The 24,272-nt window shown below is 63.2% G+C and carries 19 protein-coding genes; 2 read left to right on the top strand and 17 right to left on the bottom strand.

What is annotated here, in order from left to right:
• On the bottom strand, positions 1 to 325 hold a 325-nt coding region (locus OUZ52_RS00610; protein ID WP_266156366.1), incomplete at its 3' end, for a hypothetical protein.
• Positions 326 to 767: 442 nt separating this feature from the next.
• Positions 768 to 1,466: an ArsR/SmtB family transcription factor gene (locus OUZ52_RS00605; protein WP_266156365.1), complete on the bottom strand. Its 699-nt coding sequence runs from the start codon at positions 1,464 to 1,466 to the stop codon at positions 768 to 770.
• Between the two features lie 12 nt (positions 1,467 to 1,478).
• On the opposite strand from OUZ52_RS00605, the gene OUZ52_RS00600 reads away from it, so the two are divergent.
• Positions 1,479 to 2,189: a flavin reductase family protein gene (locus OUZ52_RS00600; protein ID WP_323135305.1), complete on the top strand. Its 711-nt coding sequence runs from the start codon at positions 1,479 to 1,481 to the stop codon at positions 2,187 to 2,189.
• A 15-nt stretch (positions 2,190 to 2,204) separates the two neighbouring features.
• On the opposite strand, the gene OUZ52_RS00595 is transcribed toward OUZ52_RS00600, so the two are convergent.
• A complete protein-coding gene (locus OUZ52_RS00595) occupies positions 2,205 to 3,104 on the bottom strand; it encodes a LysR family transcriptional regulator (protein ID WP_266156364.1) in 900 nt (299 codons plus the stop codon).
• Positions 3,105 to 3,208: 104 nt separating this feature from the next.
• On the opposite strand from OUZ52_RS00595, the gene OUZ52_RS00590 reads away from it, so the two are divergent.
• Positions 3,209 to 4,210: an NAD-dependent epimerase/dehydratase family protein gene (locus tag OUZ52_RS00590; protein WP_266156363.1), complete on the top strand. Its 1,002-nt coding sequence runs from the start codon at positions 3,209 to 3,211 to the stop codon at positions 4,208 to 4,210.
• On the opposite strand, the gene hrpB is transcribed toward OUZ52_RS00590, so the two are convergent.
• The 14 genes from hrpB to OUZ52_RS00520 form a co-directional block, all read right to left on the bottom strand.
• Entirely contained in the window at positions 4,211 to 6,718 is a 2,508-nt protein-coding gene (gene hrpB, locus OUZ52_RS00585) for an ATP-dependent helicase HrpB (RefSeq protein WP_266156362.1), read from the bottom strand.
• Positions 6,719 to 6,844: 126 nt separating this feature from the next.
• The gene (gene gspD / locus OUZ52_RS00580; RefSeq protein WP_266156361.1) at positions 6,845 to 9,244 is read right to left on the bottom strand and encodes a type II secretion system secretin GspD; all 2,400 of its coding nucleotides are present in this window, start codon (positions 9,242 to 9,244) and stop codon (positions 6,845 to 6,847) included.
• A gap of 3 nt (positions 9,245 to 9,247) precedes the next feature.
• Complete coding sequence (locus OUZ52_RS00575; protein WP_266156360.1) at positions 9,248 to 9,982, bottom strand: general secretion pathway protein GspN; 735 nt, start codon at positions 9,980 to 9,982, stop codon at positions 9,248 to 9,250.
• The gene (gene gspM, locus OUZ52_RS00570) at positions 9,979 to 10,620 is read right to left on the bottom strand and encodes a type II secretion system protein GspM (RefSeq protein WP_266156359.1); all 642 of its coding nucleotides are present in this window, start codon (positions 10,618 to 10,620) and stop codon (positions 9,979 to 9,981) included. The genes OUZ52_RS00575 and gspM overlap by 4 nt, the downstream gene beginning before the upstream one ends.
• The gene (locus OUZ52_RS00565; RefSeq protein ID WP_266156375.1) at positions 10,617 to 11,750 is read right to left on the bottom strand and encodes a PilN domain-containing protein; all 1,134 of its coding nucleotides are present in this window, start codon (positions 11,748 to 11,750) and stop codon (positions 10,617 to 10,619) included. The genes gspM and OUZ52_RS00565 overlap by 4 nt, the downstream gene beginning before the upstream one ends.
• A gap of 41 nt (positions 11,751 to 11,791) precedes the next feature.
• Positions 11,792 to 12,751, bottom strand: coding sequence for a type II secretion system minor pseudopilin (locus OUZ52_RS00560; RefSeq protein WP_323135304.1), 960 nt, complete (start codon positions 12,749 to 12,751; stop codon positions 11,792 to 11,794).
• Between the two features lie 5 nt (positions 12,752 to 12,756).
• Positions 12,757 to 13,527, bottom strand: a complete 771-nt coding sequence (locus OUZ52_RS00555) for a prepilin-type N-terminal cleavage/methylation domain-containing protein (protein ID WP_266156358.1) — start codon at positions 13,525 to 13,527, stop codon at positions 12,757 to 12,759.
• Positions 13,524 to 13,988 (bottom strand): type IV pilus modification PilV family protein, encoded by a 465-nt coding sequence (locus OUZ52_RS00550; protein WP_266156357.1) that lies wholly within the window; start codon positions 13,986 to 13,988, stop codon positions 13,524 to 13,526. Before OUZ52_RS00550 ends, OUZ52_RS00555 begins: the two co-directional genes overlap by 4 nt.
• A 104-nt stretch (positions 13,989 to 14,092) precedes the next feature.
• Complete coding sequence (locus OUZ52_RS00545; protein WP_266156356.1) at positions 14,093 to 14,590, bottom strand: GspH/FimT family pseudopilin; 498 nt, start codon at positions 14,588 to 14,590, stop codon at positions 14,093 to 14,095.
• A gap of 47 nt (positions 14,591 to 14,637) precedes the next feature.
• Positions 14,638 to 15,072: a type II secretion system major pseudopilin GspG gene (gene gspG / locus OUZ52_RS00540; RefSeq protein ID WP_266156373.1), complete on the bottom strand. Its 435-nt coding sequence runs from the start codon at positions 15,070 to 15,072 to the stop codon at positions 14,638 to 14,640.
• A 99-nt stretch (positions 15,073 to 15,171) separates the two neighbouring features.
• Complete coding sequence (gene gspF / locus OUZ52_RS00535; protein WP_266156355.1) at positions 15,172 to 16,389, bottom strand: type II secretion system inner membrane protein GspF; 1,218 nt, start codon at positions 16,387 to 16,389, stop codon at positions 15,172 to 15,174.
• 123 nt (positions 16,390 to 16,512) lie between these two features.
• Positions 16,513 to 18,246, bottom strand: coding sequence for a type II secretion system ATPase GspE (gspE, locus tag OUZ52_RS00530; RefSeq protein WP_425493741.1), 1,734 nt, complete (start codon positions 18,244 to 18,246; stop codon positions 16,513 to 16,515).
• A 402-nt stretch (positions 18,247 to 18,648) separates the two neighbouring features.
• Positions 18,649 to 20,277 carry a S8 family serine peptidase gene (locus tag OUZ52_RS00525; RefSeq protein WP_266156354.1) on the bottom strand — a complete coding sequence of 543 codons (1,629 nt, stop codon included), beginning with the start codon at positions 20,275 to 20,277 and terminating at the stop codon, positions 18,649 to 18,651.
• 559 nt (positions 20,278 to 20,836) lie between these two features.
• Positions 20,837 to 24,055 (bottom strand): ESPR-type extended signal peptide-containing protein, encoded by a 3,219-nt coding sequence (locus tag OUZ52_RS00520; RefSeq protein ID WP_266156353.1) that lies wholly within the window; start codon positions 24,053 to 24,055, stop codon positions 20,837 to 20,839.
• Positions 24,056 to 24,272 lie beyond the last annotated feature (217 nt).

The raw sequence follows: 24,272 nt of genomic DNA, 5'->3' as shown, positions 1-24,272 counted from the left end.
GCATGTCGGCATGCACGCCATCGCGGCGCAGCTTCACGACATGGGAAACCTGTTGCGGCAGCGGGGATTGATCGGATGTATTCGCCGCCAGCGTGGCGGGCGAATGGATACGCCAATGACATTCCAGCGCGCCGGTCGTTTCATTGCGTGACCAGCTCGCCAGCGGCTTGTTGCCACGCAGCTCCACTACCTCGCGGCATAAGCCGCGTGGGGTCATCGAGTAACGGATGACATACGGCCGGCCCGATGCGCTGAGGCGCCGGACATGCTGCTTATGGCGATCTTTGCGACAGGTGCGCTGATCGCGCCCTGCAACGGATTTCATGTGATTCATTGCTCACCTCCCGTGCACCGACAACGGCGCAGGAGGCGGCAGGACTTCCCTAGGCCAGGAAAGCGCCAGCCGACCGGATGCGGTCGCTGCAAGCGTCCAAGTTGTGTACGGGCCACGCCAACATCGAATGATTCCATTCAACGTTGGCGTTGCTACTAGGGGGATAACTGTCCATTTCTCGCAGGTAGGTAACCAGACAAGTGCCTCGGGTGTCCCGGAAGGCGGGCGAACCATACTCAGGGGAGTATCGACGTGTCAACGATTTTTTCGTCGTTGAGATGGCCACTTGATCGGCCACGTGGCCAAGCGGGTCGATGTGAGCTTTTGGTGTAGGCGAAGGCGATACGGTGTAACAGTTAGACGGCCAAATCGCTTAGGCCACGGCAGCGCGAACCATGCCTTGCACGATCAAGCTGGCGCCGCCGGCAGATGTTTAGGATTCGATCCGCACACCCAGGCCACTCAGGCGCCGCAAGCCATCAGCACTGGGCACCAGTACCCGCCCGCTGGCCGCGCGGCGCAGCCAGCCTGCATCCAGCATGGCGGTCATCATGGCAACGCCCAGCGGTCCGCCGACATGCAAACGGCGCTCGCTCCAATCCAGACAGCTACGACCGGACAGGCCCAGCAATTTCACCGCGGGCGCTTGTTCCAGGCCTGCCTGCATGAAGGCCTCGGCACCCTGTGGTGACAACCGCAACCCCACGCTCTCGGTATGCAGATAGCCGCGGCCTAACAAGGCATCGCATAAGGCCACGCCCAGTTCGCCGGCCATATGCCGATAACAGCTGCGCGCGCGCCGCAGCGCAAGATCGCTGCCGGTGGCATGCGGCATACTTTTCGCCGTTCGCGGCAGGGCCATGGCTTCGAGCAAGGCGGCGACTTCATCGCTGGCAAGCCGGTAATAGCGGTGACGTCCTTGCACGTGCACGGCGAGCAAGCCGCCCTCCAACAGCCGCTTCAAATGCGCGCTGGCAGTAGCCGCCCCCACCCCCGCCGCATGCGCCAGCTCACCGGCGGGCCGGGCGCTGCCATCGGCCAAGGCCAGCAGCATGGCAGCCCGTGCCGGCTCGGCCAGCAGGGCGCCCAGTTCGGCCAACTGGTATCGGTTTGCGGAAGTGCTATCGCTCATGCGCGCAGTCTAATGGCAGCCGCTGGCAACACGTTTCGTCAGCGCGCGAAACATCCTCGCTCGATCGGCCGCGACACTGGCGGCATGGACATTTATCGCGCCCCCGACACCTCGGTCATCCACCCCTCCATTCTTTATTTCGGCACCCCGGTGGTGCTGATCACCACCCGCAATCCCGACGGCTCGGCCAATATCACGCCGATGTCCTCAGCCTGGGCCTTGGCCGATCGTGTGGTGATCGGCCTTAGCGGCGGCGGACAAGGGCTGGCCAACTTGCTGCGCGAAGGCGAATGCGTGCTCAACCTGGCCAGCGAAGATATGCACCAAGCGGTTGAGCAGCTGGCGTCAACCAGCGGCCGCAACCCGCTACCGGCCTGGAAGCGCGACTCGGGCTACCGCCACGAGCCGGACAAGTTCGCCCTGGCCGGCCTGCATGCCGCGCCTGCGTTGACGGTGGCCGCGCCACGCATCGCCGAATGCCCATTGCAACTTGAGGCCTTACTGGTGCACAGCGCATTCCGCCCACTGGAGGCCTGGCGTGACGATGCCGATGGCTACACCATCATTGAGCTGGAGGTGTTGCATGTGCATGCCCATGCCGACATCGTCGTTGCGGATACCCAGCACATCGACCCGACCCGTTATGCACCGCTGTTTTATCTGTTCCGGCATTACATCGGGCGTGGCGCATCGCTGGGCAAGACCTTCAAGGCGCAGGTGTGAATCCGGGCGCACAAGTCAATCTTTCAGCTGGGTGTATGCGCCAAGTCCGCCAGCGAGATGATCGAACAGCTTGCGATTGCGCACGCTTCGCCTGAGGTCTTCATGCATCACCACCCAGGTATCCAGATTCAGTTCCAGGCTGTCTGGCATCAGGCGGATCAGTTTTGGATCGCGGCGAGCAATACCCACCTGGGCGAAGCCAATGCCATAGCCGGCGCGAATCGCTGCCAGCGCCGCCATGTCGCTGTCGGTGCGCAAGGCAAAGTTCTCGCGCACAAAGGGTGACCCTTTAGGACGCAGGCTGCGAATGTAGGGCGCCTCGTTATCGAAACCGATCAAGGCATGGGCGACGAGTTCATCCATAGTTTTTGGACGTCCATTCACCTTGATATAGCGCTGATGCGCATACAGGCCGATCGCCACCTTGCCGACATGCCGCGCCACCAGGGCGCCCTGTGTCGGCTGCACCATGCGTATCGCAATATCCGCATCGCGGCGCAATAAGTCTTCGGACTGGTTCGACAATGACAGCTCGATCACGATGCCGGGATGTTGCTGGCGAAAGTCCGCCAGCATCGACGGCAGCACCTCGGTGCCGACCATCTCGCTGGCGGTCACCCGGATCACGCCGCGAATATCGTCATGATTGGCCGAAGCCGCCCGTCGCAGCGCCGCCGAAGCGGCCGCCATCGATTGCGCATGCGGCACCAGCTCGTGCGCGATATCGGTGGGGGTCAGCCCCTGCGGCGAGCGGGCGAACAAGGCCACGCCGAGCTTCGCCTCCAGCTCGCGTACGTGGCGGCCCAGGCTGGGCTGGGTCATGCCCAGCATGCGCGCCGCGGCGGACAGGCTTCCTTCGCGCATCACCGCGAGAAAGGACCGGTAAAGCTCCCAGCTGGGGTCATGGTTGGCCATGCATATTTGTATATCTAATCAATGTTATTAGGCAATTTTCTTATATGCGGCCCGCGCGCAAGCTAGACCTCAATCCAGGCAAACAAGCACGCGAGGGCATAACCATGAACAAGCAAAAGACGGTGTTGGTGATCGGTGCCAAGGGCGGTATCGGCCATGAATCCTGCGTGGCGCTGCAACGGCACGGCTGGCGGGTGCGCGCGCTGGTGCGTCAGCCCAAGGCGGCGACACAGGATGGCATCGAGTGGCTGAGCGGCGACGCCATGCAAGCGGACGATGTGCTGCGGGCCGCCGCCGGCGTGCAATGGATTGTGCATGCGGTGAACCCACCGGGTTATCGCGACTGGAACAAACTGGTGCTGCCGATGCTCGACAACACCATCGCCGCCGCCAAGGCCGTCGGCGCAGGCATCGTGCTACCCGGCACCGTCTACAACTTCGGCCCCGATGCCTTTCCGTTACTGAGCGAGCATTCGCCGCAGCATCCGCTTACCCGCAAGGGAAAAATCCGTGTCGAGATGGAGCAGCGACTGGCCACCGCCGCCAAACAGGGCGTGCCGGTACTGATCCTGCGCTGTGGCGACTTCTTCGGCCCCAACGCCGGCAACAACTGGCTTGCCCAAGGCTTGATCAAGCAAGGCGTGCCGGTGCGTGCCGTCAGCTATCCGGGTCAACGCGAGATCGGCCATAGCTGGGCATATTTGCCCGATGTCGGCAAAACGTTGGCGCGGCTGCTCGATCGTGAAAGCGAACTGGCGCCCTTCGAGGTGTTTCACTTTGGCGGCTATTGGCTGGACGGCAACCAGATGATCGCCGCCCTAGGCCGAGCGGCGAACAACCCCGGCATGGTGGCGAAACGCTTCCCATGGTGGCTGGTAACCCTGGCGGCGCCATTCATGCAGACGCTGCGCGAGATGCGCGAGATGCGCTATTTATGGCGTGGCCCGGTTCAACTCGACGATCAGAAAATCACTCGCTTTCTCGGCGGCAACCTCTATACGCCGATCGACGACGCACTACGCGCCACGCTGATCGGCCAAGGCTGCTTGCAGGCGAGCGCGCAGCCAAGCTTGCCGCCCTCTCGCGGTCAGCTCAAAACCGTCTAATCAGGTACCGCGCGGTTTGGCCCGGTGTGTCGGTACGGCGGTCCAGGGATCATCCGGCCAGGGATGGCGCGGATAGCGGCCTTTCAGCTCTTTCTTCACTTCCGGATAAGTGCGTTCCCAGAAGCCTTTTAGATCCTGGGTAATTTGTATCGGCCGGCCCCCCGGCGATAACAAATGCAGTGTGACCGGCACCCGTCCGCTGGCGATGCACGGCGTGTCGGCCAGGCCGAACAATTCCTGTAGCTTTACCGCCAGCACTGGCGGCTCGTCCGGGGCGTATTCCAGGCGGCGGGTCATACCGCTGGGCACGGTGAGGCTTTCCGGTGCCTGCGCATCGAGCTGGCGGCGCTGCTCGTAATCGAACAACGAGCTCAAGGCCTGCGAGAGCTCTTCCGCGCTCAACGCATCGAGCCGCCGCTTGCCGTGCAGATACGGCGCCAGCCAAATATCCATGGCATCCAGCAAGGCGCCATCGGAGACATCGGGCAAGCCCAGCTCCGGCATCCACGCACGCAATGCCTGCATGCGCGCGCGCAAACGCCGGGCATGTTCACTCCAGGGCAAGGCGGCCACACCTTTGGCGCGAATGCCTGCAAGCAAGGCCGGCAGCGCATCTTCGGGCTTGACTGGAACGCTGCGGCGCTCCAGCACGATGGCGGCATAGCGCTGTTCTTCGAAGGCCTCGACCGCATTGCGTTCATCGTTCCAGCGCAAGACGCGTTCACGCCGAAACTGCGCGGGATAGTCGCGTTCAAGCACGCGCAGATCCAACGGAGCGGCGGCCAGAATCAGGCTATCGCGCGCTTCAAAACGCAGATCCAGGGCGACCAACCAGGGTTCGCCGAGCAGCGCCGTGTTGTCATGTAGACGCGCGCCACGACCATTGGCCAGGGTATAGCGCAAGGGATTGGCATCATCGCGGCGCGCGACGCGATCGGGAAAGGCATGCAACAGCAGATCGCCGATGGCATGGCTGTCGGGCGCGCCGCTGGCCGCCGTACGGACGTCCAAACGCTTGCGCCAGCCTTTACTGGCTTGTTCGATGGCCGCTAACGCGCCGGCATCCGCACCGCCGCGGCCACTGGCCGCATGACGGTCACGCCAGGCATGCAAGGCGGTTACGCGCAGACGAAAATCATCGCTGCGCGCCTGCTCGCCGCGCAGCGGCGAGCGCGCCTCCATCAAGGCTAGTAAATCGGCAATCAAGGCACGCAGCTCCAGCGGTGCACGCAAGGCCGCGGCGGCCAGCCGTGGCGCAGCGCCAAGCTCCAGCATGCGGCGGCCAAGCGCGGTGATCCGCGCATCGGCATCCAGCGCGCCCAGCTGTGTCAGCAATTCGCGCGCTTGCGCCAGCGCGCCTGCTGGCGGCGCATCCAACCAGGGCAAGGCCGCACTGCCCCATGCGGCCAGCTCCAAAGCCAGGCTGGAAAGTTCGGCCTGGGTGATCTCGGCCGTGCGCGCGCTATCGAGTCGCTTGCTCTGCGGCCACAAGCGATACGCCGTACCCTCGGCGACACGGCCCGCACGACCCGCGCGCTGATCGGCCGATGCCTGCGAAATGTTCACGGTTTCCAGCCGGGTAAAGCCCGAGTTGGGATCAAAGCGTGGCTCACGCGCCAGGCCGGCATCGACGACCGCGCGAATGCCCGGCAAGGTGACGCTGGATTCAGCAACATTGGTGGCCAACACCACCCGCCGCATGCCCGGCTCGGCCGGCGCCAAGGCCGCCTGCTGTTCGGCCAGCGATAGCTCACCGTGCAAGGCGACGGTTTCGACATCGTCGCGCTCCAGCGTTTGCTGCAGCACCGTCTGCGCGCGGGCGATTTCCCGTCGCCCGGGCAAAAACGCCAGCACGTCACCCTCGTTTTCGCTCAGGGCCTGGCGGGTTACCCGGGCCAGTTGATGCTCGATGCTTTCCTGGGTCCGTGCAGGCGGATGCTCGATACGCACCGGATAACTGCGGCCGGGGCTGCTGATTCGCGGCGCGGCCAGCCACTGCGCGATGCGCTCGCCGTCGAGCGTGGCCGACATCACCACCAGACGTAGTTCTGGCCGCAGCGTGGCTTGCACATCCATGGCCAGCGCCGCGCCGAGATCGCCGGCGAGATGACGCTCGTGAAATTCGTCGAACAGGATTACCCCGATGCCGCTCAACTCCGGATCATCCTGAATCAGCCGGGTGAGAATGCCCTCGGTCACCACCTCGACCCGCGTGGCCGCACTCACCTTCGACTCGAAACGAATGCGATAGCCCACCGTTTGCCCCACCTCCTCGCCCAGCTGCCGCGCCATGAATTGCGCCGCCGCGCGCGCGGCGATGCGCCGCGGTTCCAGCATCAGAATCTTCTGATCGCCCAGCCACGATGCGCCAAGCAGGGCCAACGGCACTTGGGTGGTCTTGCCCGCACCGGGAGGCGCCTCGAGCACCAGCCGGGTCTGCGCATCAAGCGATGCGCAGATCTCAGGCAACAGCGGGGTAATCGGGAAGGAGGGGGCGGGCGCGGTCATCCGACGGATGATAACGGGTGATGGTTTTTAACCATCACCCTGTCGCGCGAGCCGTTTCGCCGACGCCGCTTGCTGACGGACCGCAGGCGCAGCCCTCTCCGGCCAGGACGAAGAGGGCTGTTACCGTTACGGCTTGGTCGTTGGCATGGCCTTGCCGGTATCGCGCAACGGCGCCAGCGATTCGAATTTCTGCTGGTACTCGTCGGTAACTTGCTTGGCCTCGTCACCATTGGTGATGACTTTGGGTGTGATCAAGACGATCAGCTCAGTGCGCGTGCGGTTGCGATTGGTGGTGCCGAACAATCGACCAATAACCGGAATGCTGTTCAAGCCGGGGATGCCGGTATTGCCGCCCTGATCGTTTTGCTGGATCAAGCCGCCGAGCAAGACGGTCTGCCCACTTTGCACCGCAACCTGAGTGCTCATGGCACGTTGCGAAACGGTCGGGTTGGCGGCACCGGCCGGGGTCGATGGCGTACTGACCTGCTGCTGGATATTGAGATAGACCAAGCCGCCGGGATTGACGCGCGGCTGCACCGCCAGGATCACACCGGTGCTCAGGTAGTTCACCGAGTTGTAGGTGGCGGTGCCGACACCCGGGTTGACGCTGGTGGTATTGATCGGCACCTGATCGCCGACTTGAATCTGCGCTATCTGGTTATTCAGTACGACCAGCGAGGGTGCCGACAGCGTCTTGGTGTTGCCATTGGTTTCCAAGGCACGCACGGCAACCTGCATATTGCTATTCATGAAGGAGTAGAAGAACGGCTCACCGCCATACTGATTGCCGCCCGAACCCAGGCCGATCTGCCGCGCCTGCAGATAGCGGCCATTGGCCGAGTTGTCGGCACCGGTAATGACACCGTTCGTCACGGTCGGCTTGCTGCCCGTGAGGCCTTCGAGATACCACTGCACGCCGAACTGGAATTGATTGGTCAGGGTCACTTCCAGGATGCGCGTCTCGATCTGCACCTGGAGTGGCGTATTGTCCAGCTTCTGGATTGCCGCTTCGATCTCGGCCCATTGCGATGGTCGCGCGCGCACCATCAGCTGATTATTGTCGTCGACCGAACTGATGCGGATGCTGCCGTCTTCGGACGCGTATTGCTGGCCGCCTTGCGAGCCGCCGCCGCTGCCACCGCCCGAGCGCCCACCCGAGCCACCGCCGAGCGAGCCAAAGGTGCTGCCACCCTGGCTGCCACCGCCCAGGCCACCGCTGCCGCCACCAATACCACCGGTGCCGCCGCCCAGACCGCCACCAATACCGCCGCCATTGCTAGCACCGCCAATACCGCCGCCGATTCCACCTGAGCTACCACCGAGGCCGCCGGTGGTGCTGCTGCCGAAACTGCCGGCAGTGCTGCCCATGCCGCTGCCCGAACCATTGGCGTTATCGGCGTTGCCCAGCGTGCCCGAACTGAGGCCTGGCCCGACCTTGGCGCCACCGCCGCCACCGCCGCCACTGGCGTAAATCTGTGCGAGGTATTGCGCCAGATCGGAGGCTTTGAGGTTACGTACGTCGTAAATAAACAGCTCCGGCTCGTTGCCGCCGCCGCGATCGATTTTTTCGATCCAGCCGCCGATTTCTTTCAGATAACCGGGCTGCGTGCTGATGACGACCAGCGCATTGGTACGCTCGATCGGAATGAAACGGAACATGCCAGCCAGCGGGGTATCGCCTTTGGCGCCGAACATCCCTTCCAGCCGCGGCAGCAATTCGGTCACCGTGGCGTGCTTGAGACTGAAGACCCCGACCGACATACCGTGCAACCAATCCACGTCAAACGTGCTGATGGTGCGCTGATAATTGGCCAGCTCTTGCGGCGTACCGGACATCACCAGCAAGTTGCGCGACGGATCGACCAGCAGCACGGCATCGGCGCGGGCAAACGGCTTGATCAGCTTTTGCATCTCCGGTGCCGCGATGTAGCGCAGCGAAAACAAACGGGCCTGCAAGCCCGCTTGCGGGGCAGCGGCACCGAGGCTGGGGGCCAGGTTGCCGGCTACGGCGTCTTTCGCCGGCATCACCACGTAGCCGCCATCGCGCTGGACCAGCGCATTGCCGGTCCAGGCGAGCAGGGTTTCCAGAATCGGCAAGGCCTGACTGCTGTCTACCGGCTCCGCCGTGGAGAACGACACATTGCCTTGTACGCCCGGCACGATGGTGTAGTTCTGCTTGAGCAGGTCGCCAAGTATCGCCTTGACCACCGCCGGTACCGGCTGATTCTCAAAGTTGAAGGTCACCGCGCCATCGCCACTGGCCAGCTTGCGCGGCTTGGCCAGGCCGGTCGGCCGGATGAACTCGCCACTGCCGACATTGAGCTGCGGCTGCGCGGCGTTGGTTTGATCGGGGCGCAGACCGGTGTTCAATGGCGCCGGTGCAGGCGCGGGCTTTTCGGTGCCGGCCACGGCCTCGCGCTGCAAGGCGCCATCGTCGCGCTGCTGCAAGCTGGAACAACCTGCCACCCAGATCGCCAAAGCGAGGGTGCCGATACGGCGAGCCGGAGAAATGAGCTTGCGGGACATGAATCAACGTACTCCTTCAGGGGCTGCGGCTTGCTCGGCGCGGCGTTTCAAAATGTTGGCCTTGAGCTGACGAATGCGTTCGGCTTGTTGTGCATCCACACCTTGCGGTGGATGCGCGTTGTTGGGAGGTATCTGTTGCACTTGCATCACCGGTGCCGACGAGCCGTTGTTCGCCACCGGCGGCGGCACCGGCATGCCGGGTGCGGGCGGTGGGTTATTGGCGTTGTTGGCATTGGGATCGCCGGGTGTCGGCGGGGTAATCGGCGCACCGGCAGGCAGATTCAGTTCGGTACGCCCACTGGCACCTTCGAATACCGCCGTGCGCGGCTTCAGCTCGGCCAGTTTCCAGCTGCCATCGGGCAGGCTGTCGCCTTCGCGCACACGTACATGTTTGTCGCCGCTCTTATCGTGCAGCAAGGCCATGTGCAAATCGTGGGTAAGAATGATGCCGGTCAATTCCATGTCGCCGAGATTGCCGCCATCACTGGCCGCACGGGCGATCGGTTTGCGATCGGGATTGAACAGCGGCTTCAGCCACACAATCGCGAACTGCTCCAACGGCTGTGGCGTGGGCAAGCCGCTATCGTCGTGCGATGCGGGCAGCGGCGGCGTGGGCAGCGGTGGATTCCAGCGCACGCTGCGGCCGACGCCGCTTAGCAACAGCACCCACAGCAAACCGAAGGCGAGTGCGGTGCCGGCCAGCCATGGGGTGATACGTCTCTGCGAGGCGGCGTTCATAGCGCAGTCTCCGCCGGTGGCGTGGCCGCCGGTGCGGCAGCACCGTGGGCCTGGCGCACGTAACCGGAGAGGGTGAATTGCACCTCCAGTGGCGGCGCTGCATTTTTCTGTGCGGCGACCGGATTGCGGTAGATGCTCAGATCGTCGACGAATAGATACGGCGTGCCCTGCTCCAGCGTTTGCAGCACCGAACCCAATGGCTGCACGTCGCAACGCAGGCTGATGCTTACCGCCACTTTGCGGTACGGCTCGCCGTCATCGGTACGCGGATTGGGCACCGGCATTTTCTGGATGACATCGCAGCTGCCGCCCTGCGGATGCGCGGCGACGACATCGACCACGCGCTGCATCAAACCAGCCGCCGCCGCATTGGGATCGGCCTCCGGCAGAAAGGCGCTGCTGGCGGCCTGGCCCTGGCCAAGCGCGGCGATGCGCTGTTGCAGTTGCGGCTTCTCGGCGATCGCCGCGGCATAACGGCTTTGGGTATCGCGCAAGTCATCCATCTCGGCGCTCATGCTGCGCAGCGGCGCGACAAACCACCAATGCAGCAACAGGAAATAGCCCAGCAGCAACACCAGCAGCAACAGCAACAGCGCCGCTATGCGGCTTTCGCGCGGCTTGAGTCGGGCCAGCTTCATGGCGTGCTCCCGCCATGCGCCGGCGCCGAAGATGGCTTGGGTTTGGCCTTGGCATCGGCGATCTTGCGCAACTGCGCCACCATGTAAAAACGTTCCTTGCCGGTCGTCGGATCGGCCTGGATAGTGCCCTGGAAATTAGCATCGGCGATGACAGTCGAATCTTTCAGCGCATCGACCAGCTTGGCTGCCTGGGCACTCTGCCCCTGAAAGCCGACCTGGCCGTTGTTGTCGATGCTCATGCGCTCCAGCCAAGCGGTATCTGGCAGGCGCTGGCTGAGATCCTGCAGCACGCCCAACACCGAGACCGTATGCATTTTGCGCGCCGCCAGAAAACCGGCCGCGCCGGCGTTGTCCTGCAGCTGCTGCCGCAAGCCAGACACTTGTTGTGCATCGGTGCGCATGCTTTCGACCTGGCTGCGCATGGTGTCCAGCGTGCTTTGGCGATTGTGCAGCCACTGCGCCAGCACCAGCACCAGCAAGACCACCGCACCCGCCGCCAAGGCCCAGTTCAATTGCTGGCGCGGGTGACGCCGACGTGGCGCTTGCTCGGGCGGCAGCAAATTCACCCCAAGACGGCCGTGGCCAATGGCCATATCCACGGCATCGACCGCAATGCCCAGAACGCTTAAGCGATCGAGCAGCGGATCGAGCGTGGTGCGCGGCACCGCCACCAGTTCGGCGGCAAAACGGCCGGCCGATGCCGGCCGGTTCAACTCATGCAAGTCGTAACGCACTTGCTCGGCGCGGAACGGCGTTTGCCGGTCCATCTCGAACGCACCCACTTGCTGCAAGCTGTCTCGTGCCGCCAGGGGCAGCATCACGGTGCGGCGCAAGACGGTGCTGGCCGGAAGACACAGGGCCAGGCGCAAGTCTTCGCGATCCACCCCGCGCAAGGCCTCGGCGAGCGCGGCTTGCTGTGCCGTGGGATCGAGGCTGTCGCTCCAGCTGGCCAGCGGCTCGGCATGGTCGGCGCGGCGCAGCTTCCATTGCTCGCCGTTGCGTTCAAGCAAATGCCATAACGCGCCGCCGCCAAACAGGCTGCGCCAACGTACCGGCAATAAGGCCTTTAACTCACTCCCCCACCACTCAAAGAAACGCGGCAACGGCGATGCCCGCCAGGCGCGGCGCATACGATCCAGTGGCAAGCGCAATGATTGCGTTGCTGCATTCTTCACTCCCCGTCTCCTTCCTGCCAACGCAATACCGTGTACGGCGTCGCACCTGATCGAATTCCCTGCAACCGTACGGTAGCGCGCAGCACCGCGATGGTGCCGTCGGCCAACGCAGCCTCAGAACGAATACTATGCGTTACTCCTTGGAAACCGACTAGAGCTGGCGCGCCTTGATTGGCTTGCCGTGCGGCATACACCGCATTTGCCTGGTTCGGATCCATCCCCGGAATCGCCGCCAGCGCCAATAACGGCGCGGTTGCCACATCGGGGCTATCGCGCCCTGACCAGATCGTCACCGCCGGCGCGATCTTGCGATACAGCGCCGGGGTCATGCCCAAGACCAGTTGCAATTCTTCAATGCTGGCGAACGGGCCCTTGCGCGGACTGTAGTCGCGGCCGGCCGCCGCATACGCAGCATCTTGCTGCCCGGCGCCATTGGCGCCCACCCCAAAACTGCGCCAGTCGACCACCTTTTGCGACAATTCTTGCGCCTGCGTATCGGCCAGGCCGGCCGCGTGAAAAAGCCCCTGCAATACGTTCGGATTGGCCGCATTCAGATCCACCTTGCCGCCTTCGTCGATGACCGTGACTTTGACGTTGGCGTCTTCGTACTTGAATGGATACGTGCGTCCGTCGGGCACCCAATGGTTGGGCTGCTGATCTTGCAGGCCGTAAATCGCCCGCATGACCCCGGCGGCGTAATGCGCTTGAGTCTGCGCAAACTGGTAGCGCGCCTGCATGCCTTCGGTGCGCGCCAGCATCGCGTAGCCGCCCAGCAAAATCGCCAGCAAGGTGCAGGCCCACAGCACGATCAGCAAGGCGACACCGCGCTGGCGATGCGCGGTTTGCAGCAGGCGCTGGCTAGCCGCCATGGACGACGGCGCCACGGCGTTGCGCGATGCTTGTTCGGCGGCGTCGAAAGAACCCATACGACGCGTCGTGCCGGTGCGGCTAATCATGGGAATCATCGGATCGGCGGCCCCTGATTCAAACCGCGCAGCAGGTTGGCCTGCCCTCCGCTCGCCGTCGGATCGACGCGCAATGGCGCGTCCAGCCGTGGCCAGCCGTAATTGCCATCCAGCTTCAAGTCGACACGCACCGCGCTGGGCAGCATGCGCCCATCGGGCCAATCGCCATGCCATGAACCCAGTTGCTCGTCGGTATCGCTATTGCGATAAACAAAGCTGCCGCCGCGCACATCGTCTAGCAAGGTTTCAGGCTCGCCCAAGGGATGCGGCGCACTGCCATCGGGCGGTAACAAGGCAAAGCTCGCCTCCAGGCGCGAGCCGCCGCGGCCGTTGGATACCAGTTTCAGTTGCTGCAATTGCGGACCCAGCTTGCCGAGATAACCCGGCAGCGGCGCGACGAAACGCATTTCGTGCGCGGTTCCGACGAAGTAGATGCTGTCGCCATTTTCGTTGTGCGCAATCGGCACGGCTAAAACCTGCGCCAACTCGCGTCGCATGAATTGCTGTGCGGAACGAATCTGATCCAGCCGCTCAATCGCCGCCGAACCCGAGCGCACGCTATGCGTCGCCGTGCGAATGCCCGAATACACACCGAGCAACAACAGCGCGAGCAGGGCCAGCGCGCCCAGTACTTCGAGCAGCGTGAAGCCCTGCGTGCGGCTGGCGGGTGAGTAGTGCGCAACCCCGCCGCACCGGGTCTTGAACAAAACGTCTGCGCCGCAGCGCCATACCACACCCTTGTCGTGGCGCCCCGTTCCCTGCGTCATCGCGGCAGCCCCGGAACGCGACCGCCGCCATTACCCACCAGACGCAGCGTACTGAAATGCGCCGAACGCTCGTGCACGCGCGATCCCCACAGCACGTCCAGATCCAGCTTGTACAAGCGCAGTTGCGAATCGGCGTTGGCATTGCCCGGGTTCCAAGGGGCTACCTTCAGATGCCAGCGGTACTGGGCATTGAAACGGCCCTCGCTGTTGCCCGGTTGCAGCGGCGCCTCCACATCAACGATATCGAGCAGACTGCGCGCCCACAGCGCGGCCTGCGCATGATCGGCCGCGTTGTTGGTCAAGCCGATCGAACTGCCCGCCACTTGCATCAACGCGGCGAAGGTAATCGCCAACAACAGAATCGCCGCGATGACTTCAAGCAGGCTGAAGCCACGGGCATGCTTTGCTTGCGGGGAACGGGGAATGGGGAACGGGGAACGGGAAGGTGTGGCGGCAGCCATGCGGTGTGCTGCGCTCTTTGAATCAAACGAAGACAGGGAAGCATCTCGCTGCATGAGTGCCTGCGAGCCACCATTCCCCGTTCCCCATTCCCCGTTCCCCGCTTTCATTTCACTTCCACGCTGACCGCGCCCGTCAGCCACGACACGTTCACCAGCCACTGTCGCTTCTCGCGTTGCAAAGTGATGTGGCCACCGGTGGAGCTTCCGTCGGGGAAAAACCGGATGCGCCCGGTGGTGGCATTGGGCTGATCTTCCTGGGCGCTGGTAATGCTGAGTTTCATCCCCTTGGGCAAGCGCACATCGCGACCGCCCGCGCCGCGATAACTGATGCTGCGCAGGTCGACATCAAAGGTTTGCTCGGTACCACGCACGATCGCCTGGGTGCGCGTAGCCCGCAAGGCGGCGGCCATTTCGCCACTGGCGGCATTGACGCGCGCACTGGCCAAACCCTGCGATACCGAAAGCGCCACCGCCGTGGCGGCGATACCGATCAATAAAATGACCGCCAGCATTTCGAGCAAGGTAAACCCCCGCGCGCGCGCGCTGCCCGGGGCATAGGGAACGGGGCACGGGGAACAGGAAATAGCGAAAGGCCGCGACATCGCCGCAGCCTCCCGTTCCCTGTTCCCCATTCCCCGTTCCCCAATCTTCACTGCCAGTTACCTACGTCGGCGCTGTAGCCGTCACCGCCGGGCTGACCATCCTGCCCATAAAAGATCAGGTCGAAGTTGCCGTGATCGCCCGGGTACTTGTAACCAAACGCGTGACCCCACGGATCTTTCAGTTCGGACTCTTTCGCATACGGGCCTTGCCAGTTGCGAGCGGTGCCCGGCTTGACCATCAGATCTTGCAACTGCGCCGGCGGCGAGCCGTTATCCAGCGCGTAGTTTTCGATTTTCTGCGACAGCGTGGTGAGCTGGGCCTTGCCGGCACCGTATTTACCCTTGTCGACGTTTTTGCCGACCTGGGTCACCACGACCGCGCCGATGATGCCGATCAGCACGATCACCGCGAGCATTTCCAGCAAGGTGAAGCCTTTGGCGCGATTCGCACCCAGGGAACGAGCATGCAGCGGAGAACCCATCGCTGCGGCGACACGCGATGACCTGCTTGCGCGCCCGCCGTTTTCGGTTCCCTGTTGCCGTTTCAGCATCCACATAGTCATCTCATTCCTCCGACGTGATCATTGAATATTGCTAGTAAGACTGAGCAGCGGGAGCAGGATGGCCGCCATGATGATGGCCACCATCACCGTCATCACGATGGTCAGAGCCGGCACCAAGGCAGCGAGCAAACGATCGATAGCGCGCTTGGATTCCAGATCGAAAGTATCTGCGACCTTTAGCAACATGGTGTCCAACTGCCCCGCCTCTTCACCCACCTGCACCATTTGCAAGGCCAGTCGTGGAAATCGCTGCGACTGTGCCAAAGCGAGACTTAGACCACCGCCACCCTTCACCTGTTCCGCGGCTTGCTCAAGGGCTTCGTCGAGCGCGCGATTGGAGGTGACCTGGCGAGAGATGCCGATCGCCGATAACAAGGGAACACCGTTTTTCAATAAAGTGCCCATGGTGCGTGCAATTCGTGCCGTTTCGATCTTCAGCATCAGCGGACCGATCATCCGCATGGTCAGCAATTTGCCGTGCCAGGCCAGCCGTGCGGCCGGATCGCGCAAGCGCGCACGCCAGAAGGCAATACCGCCGACCAAGACCAGCACGATCAGCCACCACCAGGATTGCAAGGTATTGCCGATGGCCAGCACGATTTGCGTAATCAGCGGAATTGGCACCTGCATATCTTCGAAAATCGGTACGAACTGCGGCACCACATAGGCCAGCAACAGCACCAGCGAGCCGAGCACGCCGACCATCAAAAAAGCCGGGTAGATAAGCGCGTTGACGATGCTGCCGCGCAATTGCTGGGCACGCTCCAGATAGTCGGCCAGCCGGCGCAAGGTGTCTTCCAGCGAACCGCCGGCTTCACCCGCGCGCACCAGGCTGATGTAAAGCTTGGGGAACACGCTGTGCTCCTCATCCAGCGCCTGCGATAACGGGGTGCCACCGCGCACCCGGTCGCGCACGCGCTCGACCAGTTTCTTGGCGCGCTCACCCTCGGGCAGTTCGAGCAGGATGCCCAGCGCACGATCCAGCGGCTGGCCGGCGCCCAGCAAGGTAGCCAGCTGATGGGTGAATTGCGCCAACTCGTCGCCGGTAAATGGGCCACGCTTGAACAAACCGGCAAGTCCGCTGCCACCGCCCTCGGCATCGGCGGGCTTGGCTTCGAGCGGCGTGTGGCCTTGATCCTGCAGCCGGCTGATGACCTCCTCGACACTGGAGGCTTCCATTTGTCCCTGCAGCACTTCACCGGCATCGCTGACGGCGCGATAGCTGAACTGGCTCATGGCGAATGCCCGAAAAGTGGTGAAAAGCCAGTGCCGCGGGCGGGCACGTTATCGGTTCTCGATGTTCGATGCTCGATCTTCAGCGTTGACTTGTTCCGACCTTCGGCGCGCCACTCCCTGCACTCAACTTTCCTGCGTGACACGCATCACCTCCTCAAGCGTGGTGACGCCGGCGATGGCTTTGGCGATGCCATCTTCGTACATGGTGCGCATGCCTTCGGCACGCGCCTGACGCTCGATTTCACCGGCATCGGCGCGGCGCATCACCAGACGGCGCAGCGGATCGCTCATCACCAGAAACTCCATGATGGCGCGGCGGCCGCGATAACCCGTGGGGTTGGCCGCACTGCTGCCGGGCTTCCACAGGCGGATGGGGCGCTCGTCGGTGTATTTGTGCAACTCGAACTGCTCGATCACTTCGGGCAGCGCTTCATAAGAGGTCGCCGTCTCGGGATCGAGGCGGCGCACCAGACGCTGGGCGAGAATGCCGTTGACGGTGGAGCCGAGCAGATAATCTTCCACGCCCATGTCGAGCAGGCGGGTGATGCCGCCGGCGGCACTGTTGGTATGCAAGGTAGACAACACCAAGTGACCGGTAAGCGCCGACTGGATCGCGATACGGCAGGTTTCCAGATCGCGCATTTCGCCGATCATGATCACGTCCGGATCCTGACGCACGATGGAGCGCAGCGCACCGGAGAAGTCGAGGCCGATTTGCGGCTTCACCTGGATCTGGTTGATGCCTTCGATCTGATACTCCACCGGATCTTCCACGGTGATGATTTTCACGTCGGCGGTGTTGATCTGCGACAACGCGGTATACAGCGTGGTGGTTTTACCCGAACCGGTCGGGCCGGTGACCAGCAAGATGCCGTGCGGCCGCTCCAGCACATCGACGAAACGCTGCTGGAAGTTATCGGTAAAGCCCAGCGAGGCGAAATCGAAAACCACCGATTCGCGATCGAGAATACGCATCACTACCGACTCGCCGAAGCTGGTCGGCACGGTAGAGACGCGCAAATCCAGCTCTTTACCCTGCACCCGCAACTGGATGCGACCGTCTTGCGGCAGGCGGCGCTCGGCAATATTGAGCTTGGCCATGATCTTGACGCGCGAGATCACCGCGGCGGTGGAGCTGGCTGGCGGCGCTTCCACTTCATGCAACACGCCGTCGATGCGGTAACGCACTTTGAGCCGGTTTTCGAACGGTTCGATGTGTACGTCCGACGCGCGCTGCTCGACCGCGCGCTGAAGAATCAAATTTACCAGGCGGATCACCGGCGCCTCAGAGGCGAGGTCGCGCAGGTGCTCGACGTCGTCTTCCACGGCGGCGCTGCCGTCGAGATTCTCGACAATGGTGCCCATGGCCGAACGGCCGGTGCCGTAATAGCGCTCGATCAGATCGTCGATCTCCGAACGCAGGCCAATACGCAAGGCCACCGGGCGGCCAGCAGCCAACTCGACGGCTTGCAAGGGATATTGATCGGCGGGATCGGCCACGATCAGTGCCAGCCCGTCTTCGCCATCGCGTACCGGCACTACATGCTGCTGCTTGAGGAAGCGCAGCGAAATATCCAGCTCGGCCGGCGGTAGCTCCGGCGCTTCGCGCGCGGCCAGCAAGGGCGCCTTCAGGTATTCAGACCAGGCCTCGGCCAGATCACGCTCCGACACCAGGCCCAGCCGCGCCATCAATCCGCTCAGCGTTCCTTCGGGCGACTCTTCATGAAGACGGCGTGCACGGGTGAAGTCGCCATCCTTCAAACGCCCACGGGCCACCAGCAAGGCACAGACGCCCGCTTCGCGGTCCTCCGTTGCCATGCGTTTCTCGCTAGTCGCCGATTCCAAGGCTACCGACATGCCACTACCTCATTCCGAATGCGGACCCATGTCCACGACGCATCATGCATCGCTTCCATGACACAGGAACAGCCATAGGTAGCATATTTGTCGAACATTGCGCGCGCGGTCATCACGGTTTCGTCACGAACGCTGTCATGCGTGTCGCCTGAAACGGCCGATGTCCCCCACGATGCCTTGCCGCGGCGACCTCCTTCTTATGGGCCAACGCTGAAACCTGCGCAGGGCAAAAATGCTCTACCGCCGCTTCAGTGGCCTTGCGCTTCAGTTCGACTGAACACTCACTACCCGCTGAAGAGTAGTAAACGTTTTGCGCGGGCGCTTACCCCACCCCCGACCCTCCCCCGCATGCAGGGGAGGGTGTTTTATGGCGAAGCTGGCTGATCTCAGAACTGATTCAGATCAGGGCTGGCTACCCGCCGTCTGCACGGCGTTATAGGCATCGAGCAGGCCCGCGCCGATCGGCTTCGAGGTGCTGGCGGCCACGTGCGGTGCCGCGGCGGTCGATTTCAGCACCGAGGTCACCTGCGCCGACGACAATAAGGCCTTGCCCAGCGCCAGGCGATAGCTCTGCATCAAGGCGACCACGCCAGCCACATGCGGGGTGGCCTGCGAGGTACCGGCCATGCCGCCGTAGGTGGCGGTGGTCGGCGTGGTGGTACCCGCATTGATGGTCGACCAGATAAAGCCCGTGTTGACCTGGGTGCCGCTGGAAGCATCGTTCTTGTACACGCCACCGCCCGGTGCCGCCAGGGTGATGCCGGCGCCATAGTTGGAGTAGTAAGCGCGGGTACTGCTGATGCCGGTAGCGGCCACCGCCACCACGCCGGCGCAGCTGGCCGGTGAAAAGCCAGACACATTGGCGTTGTCATTGCCGGCAGCCACGATCACCGCCGCACCACGGCCAATCGCCCCGGTGATGGCCTTGCCCAGCACGCTGGTCGACGAGCAGGTGCCTGCGCCGCCCAGGCTCAGGCTGATGACCTTGGCCGGATGCGTATTGGCCGGAACACCCGACACAGTACCGCCGGAAGCCCAGGTAATCGCATCGGCGATATCTGCATTGGAACCGCCGCAATGACCCAGCACGCGTACCGGCAACACCTGTGCATTGAACGCCGTGCCGGCCATGCCGGCGGTGTTGTTGGTCAGTTCGCCGCCGGCCGTGCCGAACACATGGGTGCCGTGCCAGCTGCTGTTTTTAGCCGGTTTGTTGACGCCGCACTGCCCCGCCGTGACCCAGTCGCCGGTATCCCAGCCGCCGGAAACCCGGCCGTCGCTGGAACGCCCCGATACCGATGCGGTGGAAATAAAGTCGTAGCCATCATCGGCCAGGCTCAGGTCCAGGTCCGGATGCTGAGTCACCCCGGTGTCCAGGCTGGCAATCACCACACCGGTGCCGTCGGCCAGGCTCCAGGCGTTCTGGATATTGGCGCCGCCCCAGTTGGCGACATTGGCGTTAAGGCTGCTGTCGAAGAAATTGTCGCCAACGGCTGTGAGGTAGTCCCACTGATATTTGCCGTAGTACGGGTCGTCGGGCGTGACGAACGTTGCCGCATCCGCTGGAGCCACGGTATCCACCGCCTGCAGCATGAACTCCGGCTCGACAAAGGCCACCGAGGGGTCGGCCGCGATCTGCTTGATCAGCGCCGAGGCCTCCACCGACGTCAACGGGCGCGCGGTACGCACCAGGTCTGCGCCCGCGGCCAGCTTGCGCGCGTAATGCACGCTAACGGTTTTGTTCGATGAGGCATTGAACGAGGCTCCCCCTGCGTTCAACGCGCGCTTGGCCCGGGTCACGGCCACGCCGACGTTTTGTATGGCGGCGCTGGCATTGGAGCGCTCCGTGCTGCCGTCTTTGTAGGTGATGATGATGCCGCTGTAGGTTTTATCGTTCTGCAACGAACTGACGTCGTAATTGCTCGCCGTGACGGGTGGCGTAGAGGTCGAAAAATCACTGGCGGCGGCAGATGCCGAAAAGGCCAGCAGCAAAGATGCGGCAAGTAGCTTCAGTTGCACATGCGATTTCATTGGTATCCCCTCAAATAACACTGGATGTATGGAGGCGAGGTGTTTGGCAACATCCCTTTCAATGACCAACCCGGTGCAACATCCCCCCTCTTGCGTTCGCGGGTTGCCTCGTCCGTAAGGCCCTCAAGTGGTTTCACAACAAACGGACGGCCCATCCAAGGCGGTCCGAATGGACGGCAGCGGACACTTTTTCGCGCCAATGGCGATGATGTCCGCAAAAATTTGCCTGCGCGGGAGCCACGGCAATCAGCGATCCCCACCGCTGTATCGGCGCGTTATCGCAAAATCCCCCACGCCCGAAAAACCAGGTATTTCGACGGAAAACCCGCCAAAGCCCACGGTATCCAGGCGACCATTGCCCGATGAGTGATGCATCATCATGGCCGGCGGCGCGTGCTGATAGTTAGACGCGCAACGTGATGATGACGTGAAATTACGTTTCTTAAGATCGATTTTTCGCAAGAAATTTACTCACGACAACGTAAAGAGCCAGCCCTCGCGGACCGGCTCCTCACGCTGCACCGACGTTTGCCTTACCTGCCAGCCAAGCTCGCCGCGCCTACCAGCCCATGCCGATACCCACGCCGCCGGAGTTCTCCCCGCCTCCGGCGATCGATGCGCCAAACGTCAGATTGGCATGCGGCGTCAATTGTCTTGAATAGCCAACCGCCAAAGCAGCCTGTCCCCGATATCCGCCCACACCGGCACCGACGCGATTAGCCGTGTTGATGCCTTGCGTGCTGAATGCCATCTGCGCCATCGCCGCGCCCATCGCACCGACGCGACTCAAGCGCGTGTTGACCTCATGAAATTGGGTGTTGACCCGATCGCGCATTGCATTCAGGTCGCTATTGCTGGCAAACCCGCCCAGCTTTTGATCGGTATAGGTTTTGGACTGCTGCAAGGTTTTCTGATCGCCCGCATCGGCATACGTCTTGGCGGTGGTCAGCGCCTCTTGTACCTGGCCGAGATTGGCCGCATCGGTAGCTTGCGTGGCGGCAGCGACGTTGGTGATTTGACGCTGATTGGCGGCCGTGCCCACGGATACGCTGTTGGCGCGGTCAGCCAGCGAGCCCTGGCCCAACGCCACCGCACCGACGGCCGTAGCGGAAGCGCCCTGACCGATCGCCGTCGCCGAAGCCGCACTCACCGAGCTGCTTTCACCCACGGCAACCGCGTTGGTCGCGTTCGCGCTGATCGTGCTGTTGGCGCCCACCGCCGTACTGCCATCGGCATTGACCTTGGCATTGCCGCCGATCGCCGTATCGTTGGGACCGGCGGCGTAGCTGTCGCCACCGACCGAGGTACCGTGATCGCCGCCAGACTTGGCCGCAGAGCCCAACGCCACGCCCTTCGATCCACTCGACACCGACGCCGGATCGGTGCCATCGACGGCGATCACGCCACGCCCGAGAAAGCCGCCGTTACCGATGTAGTTTTGAATGGTTTGCAGTTCATCGCGCATGCTGCCGATACTGCCGAGCGCCCCGCTCATCACCCCGTCCAATGCAGCCAATGCGCCACCCACCGTCGCGTAGTTGCCGCCTTGCATGCTGAAGCCCGCCGCGGCGACGCTACCGCTAGGCGTCAAGCTGGCGCCACCGCCGATCAAATCCAGCACGTTCTGCACCTGCCCCGCCGTGGCGGCATCGTCGCTGCGTATGCCGGCTTTGACATGGCCAAGCGTCGTCCCGCCCGAACCGCCCAGAGTGACTTGTGCCTTACTCGCATCGTCGTAGACGATGGCGTTATCCAACACGCCATTCACGCCGCCGATAGCCGCCTGCAATTGCCCCACGTTGACCGCATCCGTGCTTTGCGAGCCAGCGGCCACATTCGCTAACTGCCGCTCACTGCCGACCTGGCCCACCGATACGGTGTTTTCGCGATCAGCCACTGAGCTATAGCCCAACGCAACGCTACCCTTAGCCGTCACCGTCGCGCCCTGACCGAGGGCCACCCCGTTTTCGGCGGAAATATTGGCAGCCGAACCCAGCGCCGTACTGAAATCCGCTTTCACCACGCTCGACGCGCCAATCGCTATCGACTGCTTGCGGAATGATGCCGCGCCGCTGCCGATCGCCACGCTGCCACTCTCCAACGCAGAGCTTTGCGCGCCAATCGCAATGGCCCGGCTACCCTGCGCATTCGTCAATGCGCCGACCGCCGTCGACAAGAAGCCGTCGGAACTCGCGCCAACACCCAACGCGGCGCCACCAAAACCACCCGCCGATGCACTAGCACCCACGGCGGTCGCCGCGACGCCCTCACTGCTGGCCGCCCTCTCGACCGGCTGACCACCGGAGTTTTTCAGCAAAGCCACGCCTGTCGCATCGACCGCAGCCCCACCGACCGCAATACTGCTTGCGCCGGTCGCCTGTGCAGCGGCGCCATAAGCGGCGCTGTTGAAGCCCGCAGCTAATGCGTTATAGCCGCTGGCGGTGGCGTAGTTGGCTGTTGTATTGGCGCCACTGCCGATGGCCGATGCCCCGACCCCGAAGGCATTCGCACCCGCGCCGACTGCCGTGCTGTTGGCATCATTGGCAAAGCTGTTGTAGCCATAGGCCGAACTGTCGTCGGCATTGGCAATGCTGTTGGCACCACCTGCCGTGCTGCGCTTGCCGAAAGCCGCACTACCGGCGCCAGATGCCGTGCTGTCTTCGGCATCGGCGCTGGCCTGCGCACCCAGCGCCAGGCTGTTCGAACCAAGCGCCTGTGCGGCCATGCCGTAAGCTGCGCTGCGCACACCGCTGGCCGTCGCGCCGTAACCTGCCGCGGTGGCGTAATCGGCCGCGGTATTCGCACCGCTGCCGAGCACCGTCGCACCGATGCCGAAAGCGTTCGCACCCGCGCCGACTGCCGTGCTGTTGGCGGCATTGGCAAAGCTGTTGTAGCCATAGGCCGAGCTCTCGTCGGCATTGGCAATGCTGTTGGCACCACCTGCGGTGCTGCGCTTGCCGAAAGCCGCGCTGCCGGCGCCAAATGCGCTGCTGTCATCGGCGTCGGCGCTGGCCTGCGCGCCATAAGCGACACTGCGCACACCGCTGGCCATCGCGCGGTAACCGATAGCGGTGGCGTAATCGGCGCTGGTACTCGCACCGCCGCCAAGCGCCGATGCACCGATGCCGAAGGCGTTCACGCCCGCTCCAACCGCTGTGCTGTCGGCGTCATTGGCAACCGCGCGATAACCGATCGCCGTGGCCTGCGTGGCACTGGCCTTCGATTGCGCACCCAGCGCGGCGCTGCCCAAGGCGATCGCCTCGGCGTTGGCACCATAAGCTGCGCCGTAGGCACCCGAAGTGGTCGCGCCATAACCGGCGGCGATACTGTAATCGGCGGCGGTATTGGCGCCGCTGCCAAGCGCCGAGGCGCCCATGCCAAAGGCGCTTGCGCCGGCACCGATGGCCGTGCTGTTGCTGTCGTTGGCAAAGCTGTTGTAGCCGTACGCGGTGCTTTCGCTGGCATTGCCGATGCTGTTTGCGCCACCCGCTGTGCTGTGTGTGCCGAAGGCAGCGGCATCGTCACTGCCATCTTGCGCGCCGCCCGCAACAAAGTACTGACTGCCAACCTGCACATCCTGCGGCTTGGCATTTACCGCCGGGGCATCGGTTGCATGCACTGGCAACAAACCCAAGGTCAGCAGTGCGGCGGCAGCCAACGGCCTTGATGCGCGAAAACGCCGAGGCGAACCGCCCTTGCCGCCGGCCTTGGCAAATTCACTGGCCACCACCAGCCTAGCTTGCGACTTGCTCCACACTTTGTTGTAGATCTTATTCACCAGAAATACTCCAGATTGATTCCTTCAATCGATCAGGTGGTCGCAGCGGCGACCCACTCGGCGCCTTGCAAGGCGCCCTTTCACGGGATCGATCGATGGATACATAAACGTCTATTCAAATCGTTGATCGCCTATGCCATGGATGGCGTAGCCGCCGACCAGCGAAGCGAATGAAGCCAGTCGCCGGCGCGACGTATAGATGGACCGGGTTCCACTC

It is taken from the genome of Dyella silvatica (genome assembly GCF_026283955.1).
Taxonomy (GTDB): Bacteria; Pseudomonadota; Gammaproteobacteria; order Xanthomonadales; family Rhodanobacteraceae; genus Dyella_C; species Dyella_C silvatica.
Note: the sequence above shows the minus strand (reverse complement) of the source record. Positions and strands in the feature narration are given on the sequence as shown.

Coding starts and splice junctions, on each gene's coding strand:
- OUZ52_RS00555 (WP_266156358.1), bottom strand. CDS start 13,527: ATGACGCAGGGAACGGGGCGCCACGACAAGGGTGTGGTATGGCGCTGC.
- gspF (WP_266156355.1), bottom strand. CDS start 16,389: ATGAGCCAGTTCAGCTATCGCGCCGTCAGCGATGCCGGTGAAGTGCTG.
- OUZ52_RS00575 (WP_266156360.1), bottom strand. CDS start 9,982: ATGAACGCCGCCTCGCAGAGACGTATCACCCCATGGCTGGCCGGCACC.
- gspD (WP_266156361.1), bottom strand. CDS start 9,244: ATGTCCCGCAAGCTCATTTCTCCGGCTCGCCGTATCGGCACCCTCGCT.
- OUZ52_RS00525 (WP_266156354.1), bottom strand. CDS start 20,277: ATGAAATCGCATGTGCAACTGAAGCTACTTGCCGCATCTTTGCTGCTG.
- gspG (WP_266156373.1), bottom strand. CDS start 15,072: ATGGGTTCTCCGCTGCATGCTCGTTCCCTGGGTGCGAATCGCGCCAAA.
- OUZ52_RS00545 (WP_266156356.1), bottom strand. CDS start 14,590: ATGTCGCGGCCTTTCGCTATTTCCTGTTCCCCGTGCCCCGTTCCCTAT.
- gspE (WP_425493741.1), bottom strand. CDS start 18,246: ATGTCGGTAGCCTTGGAATCGGCGACTAGCGAGAAACGCATGGCAACG.
- hrpB (WP_266156362.1), bottom strand. CDS start 6,718: ATGACCGCGCCCGCCCCCTCCTTCCCGATTACCCCGCTGTTGCCTGAG.
- OUZ52_RS00600 (WP_323135305.1), top strand. CDS start 1,479: ATGGCAGCCGCTGGCAACACGTTTCGTCAGCGCGCGAAACATCCTCGC.
- OUZ52_RS00565 (WP_266156375.1), bottom strand. CDS start 11,750: ATGCGCCGCGCCTGGCGGGCATCGCCGTTGCCGCGTTTCTTTGAGTGG.
- OUZ52_RS00560 (WP_323135304.1), bottom strand. CDS start 12,751: ATGATTAGCCGCACCGGCACGACGCGTCGTATGGGTTCTTTCGACGCC.
- OUZ52_RS00605 (WP_266156365.1), bottom strand. CDS start 1,466: ATGAGCGATAGCACTTCCGCAAACCGATACCAGTTGGCCGAACTGGGC.
- OUZ52_RS00595 (WP_266156364.1), bottom strand. CDS start 3,104: ATGGCCAACCATGACCCCAGCTGGGAGCTTTACCGGTCCTTTCTCGCG.
- OUZ52_RS00550 (WP_266156357.1), bottom strand. CDS start 13,988: ATGGCTGCCGCCACACCTTCCCGTTCCCCGTTCCCCATTCCCCGTTCC.
- OUZ52_RS00590 (WP_266156363.1), top strand. CDS start 3,209: ATGAACAAGCAAAAGACGGTGTTGGTGATCGGTGCCAAGGGCGGTATC.
- gspM (WP_266156359.1), bottom strand. CDS start 10,620: ATGAAGCTGGCCCGACTCAAGCCGCGCGAAAGCCGCATAGCGGCGCTG.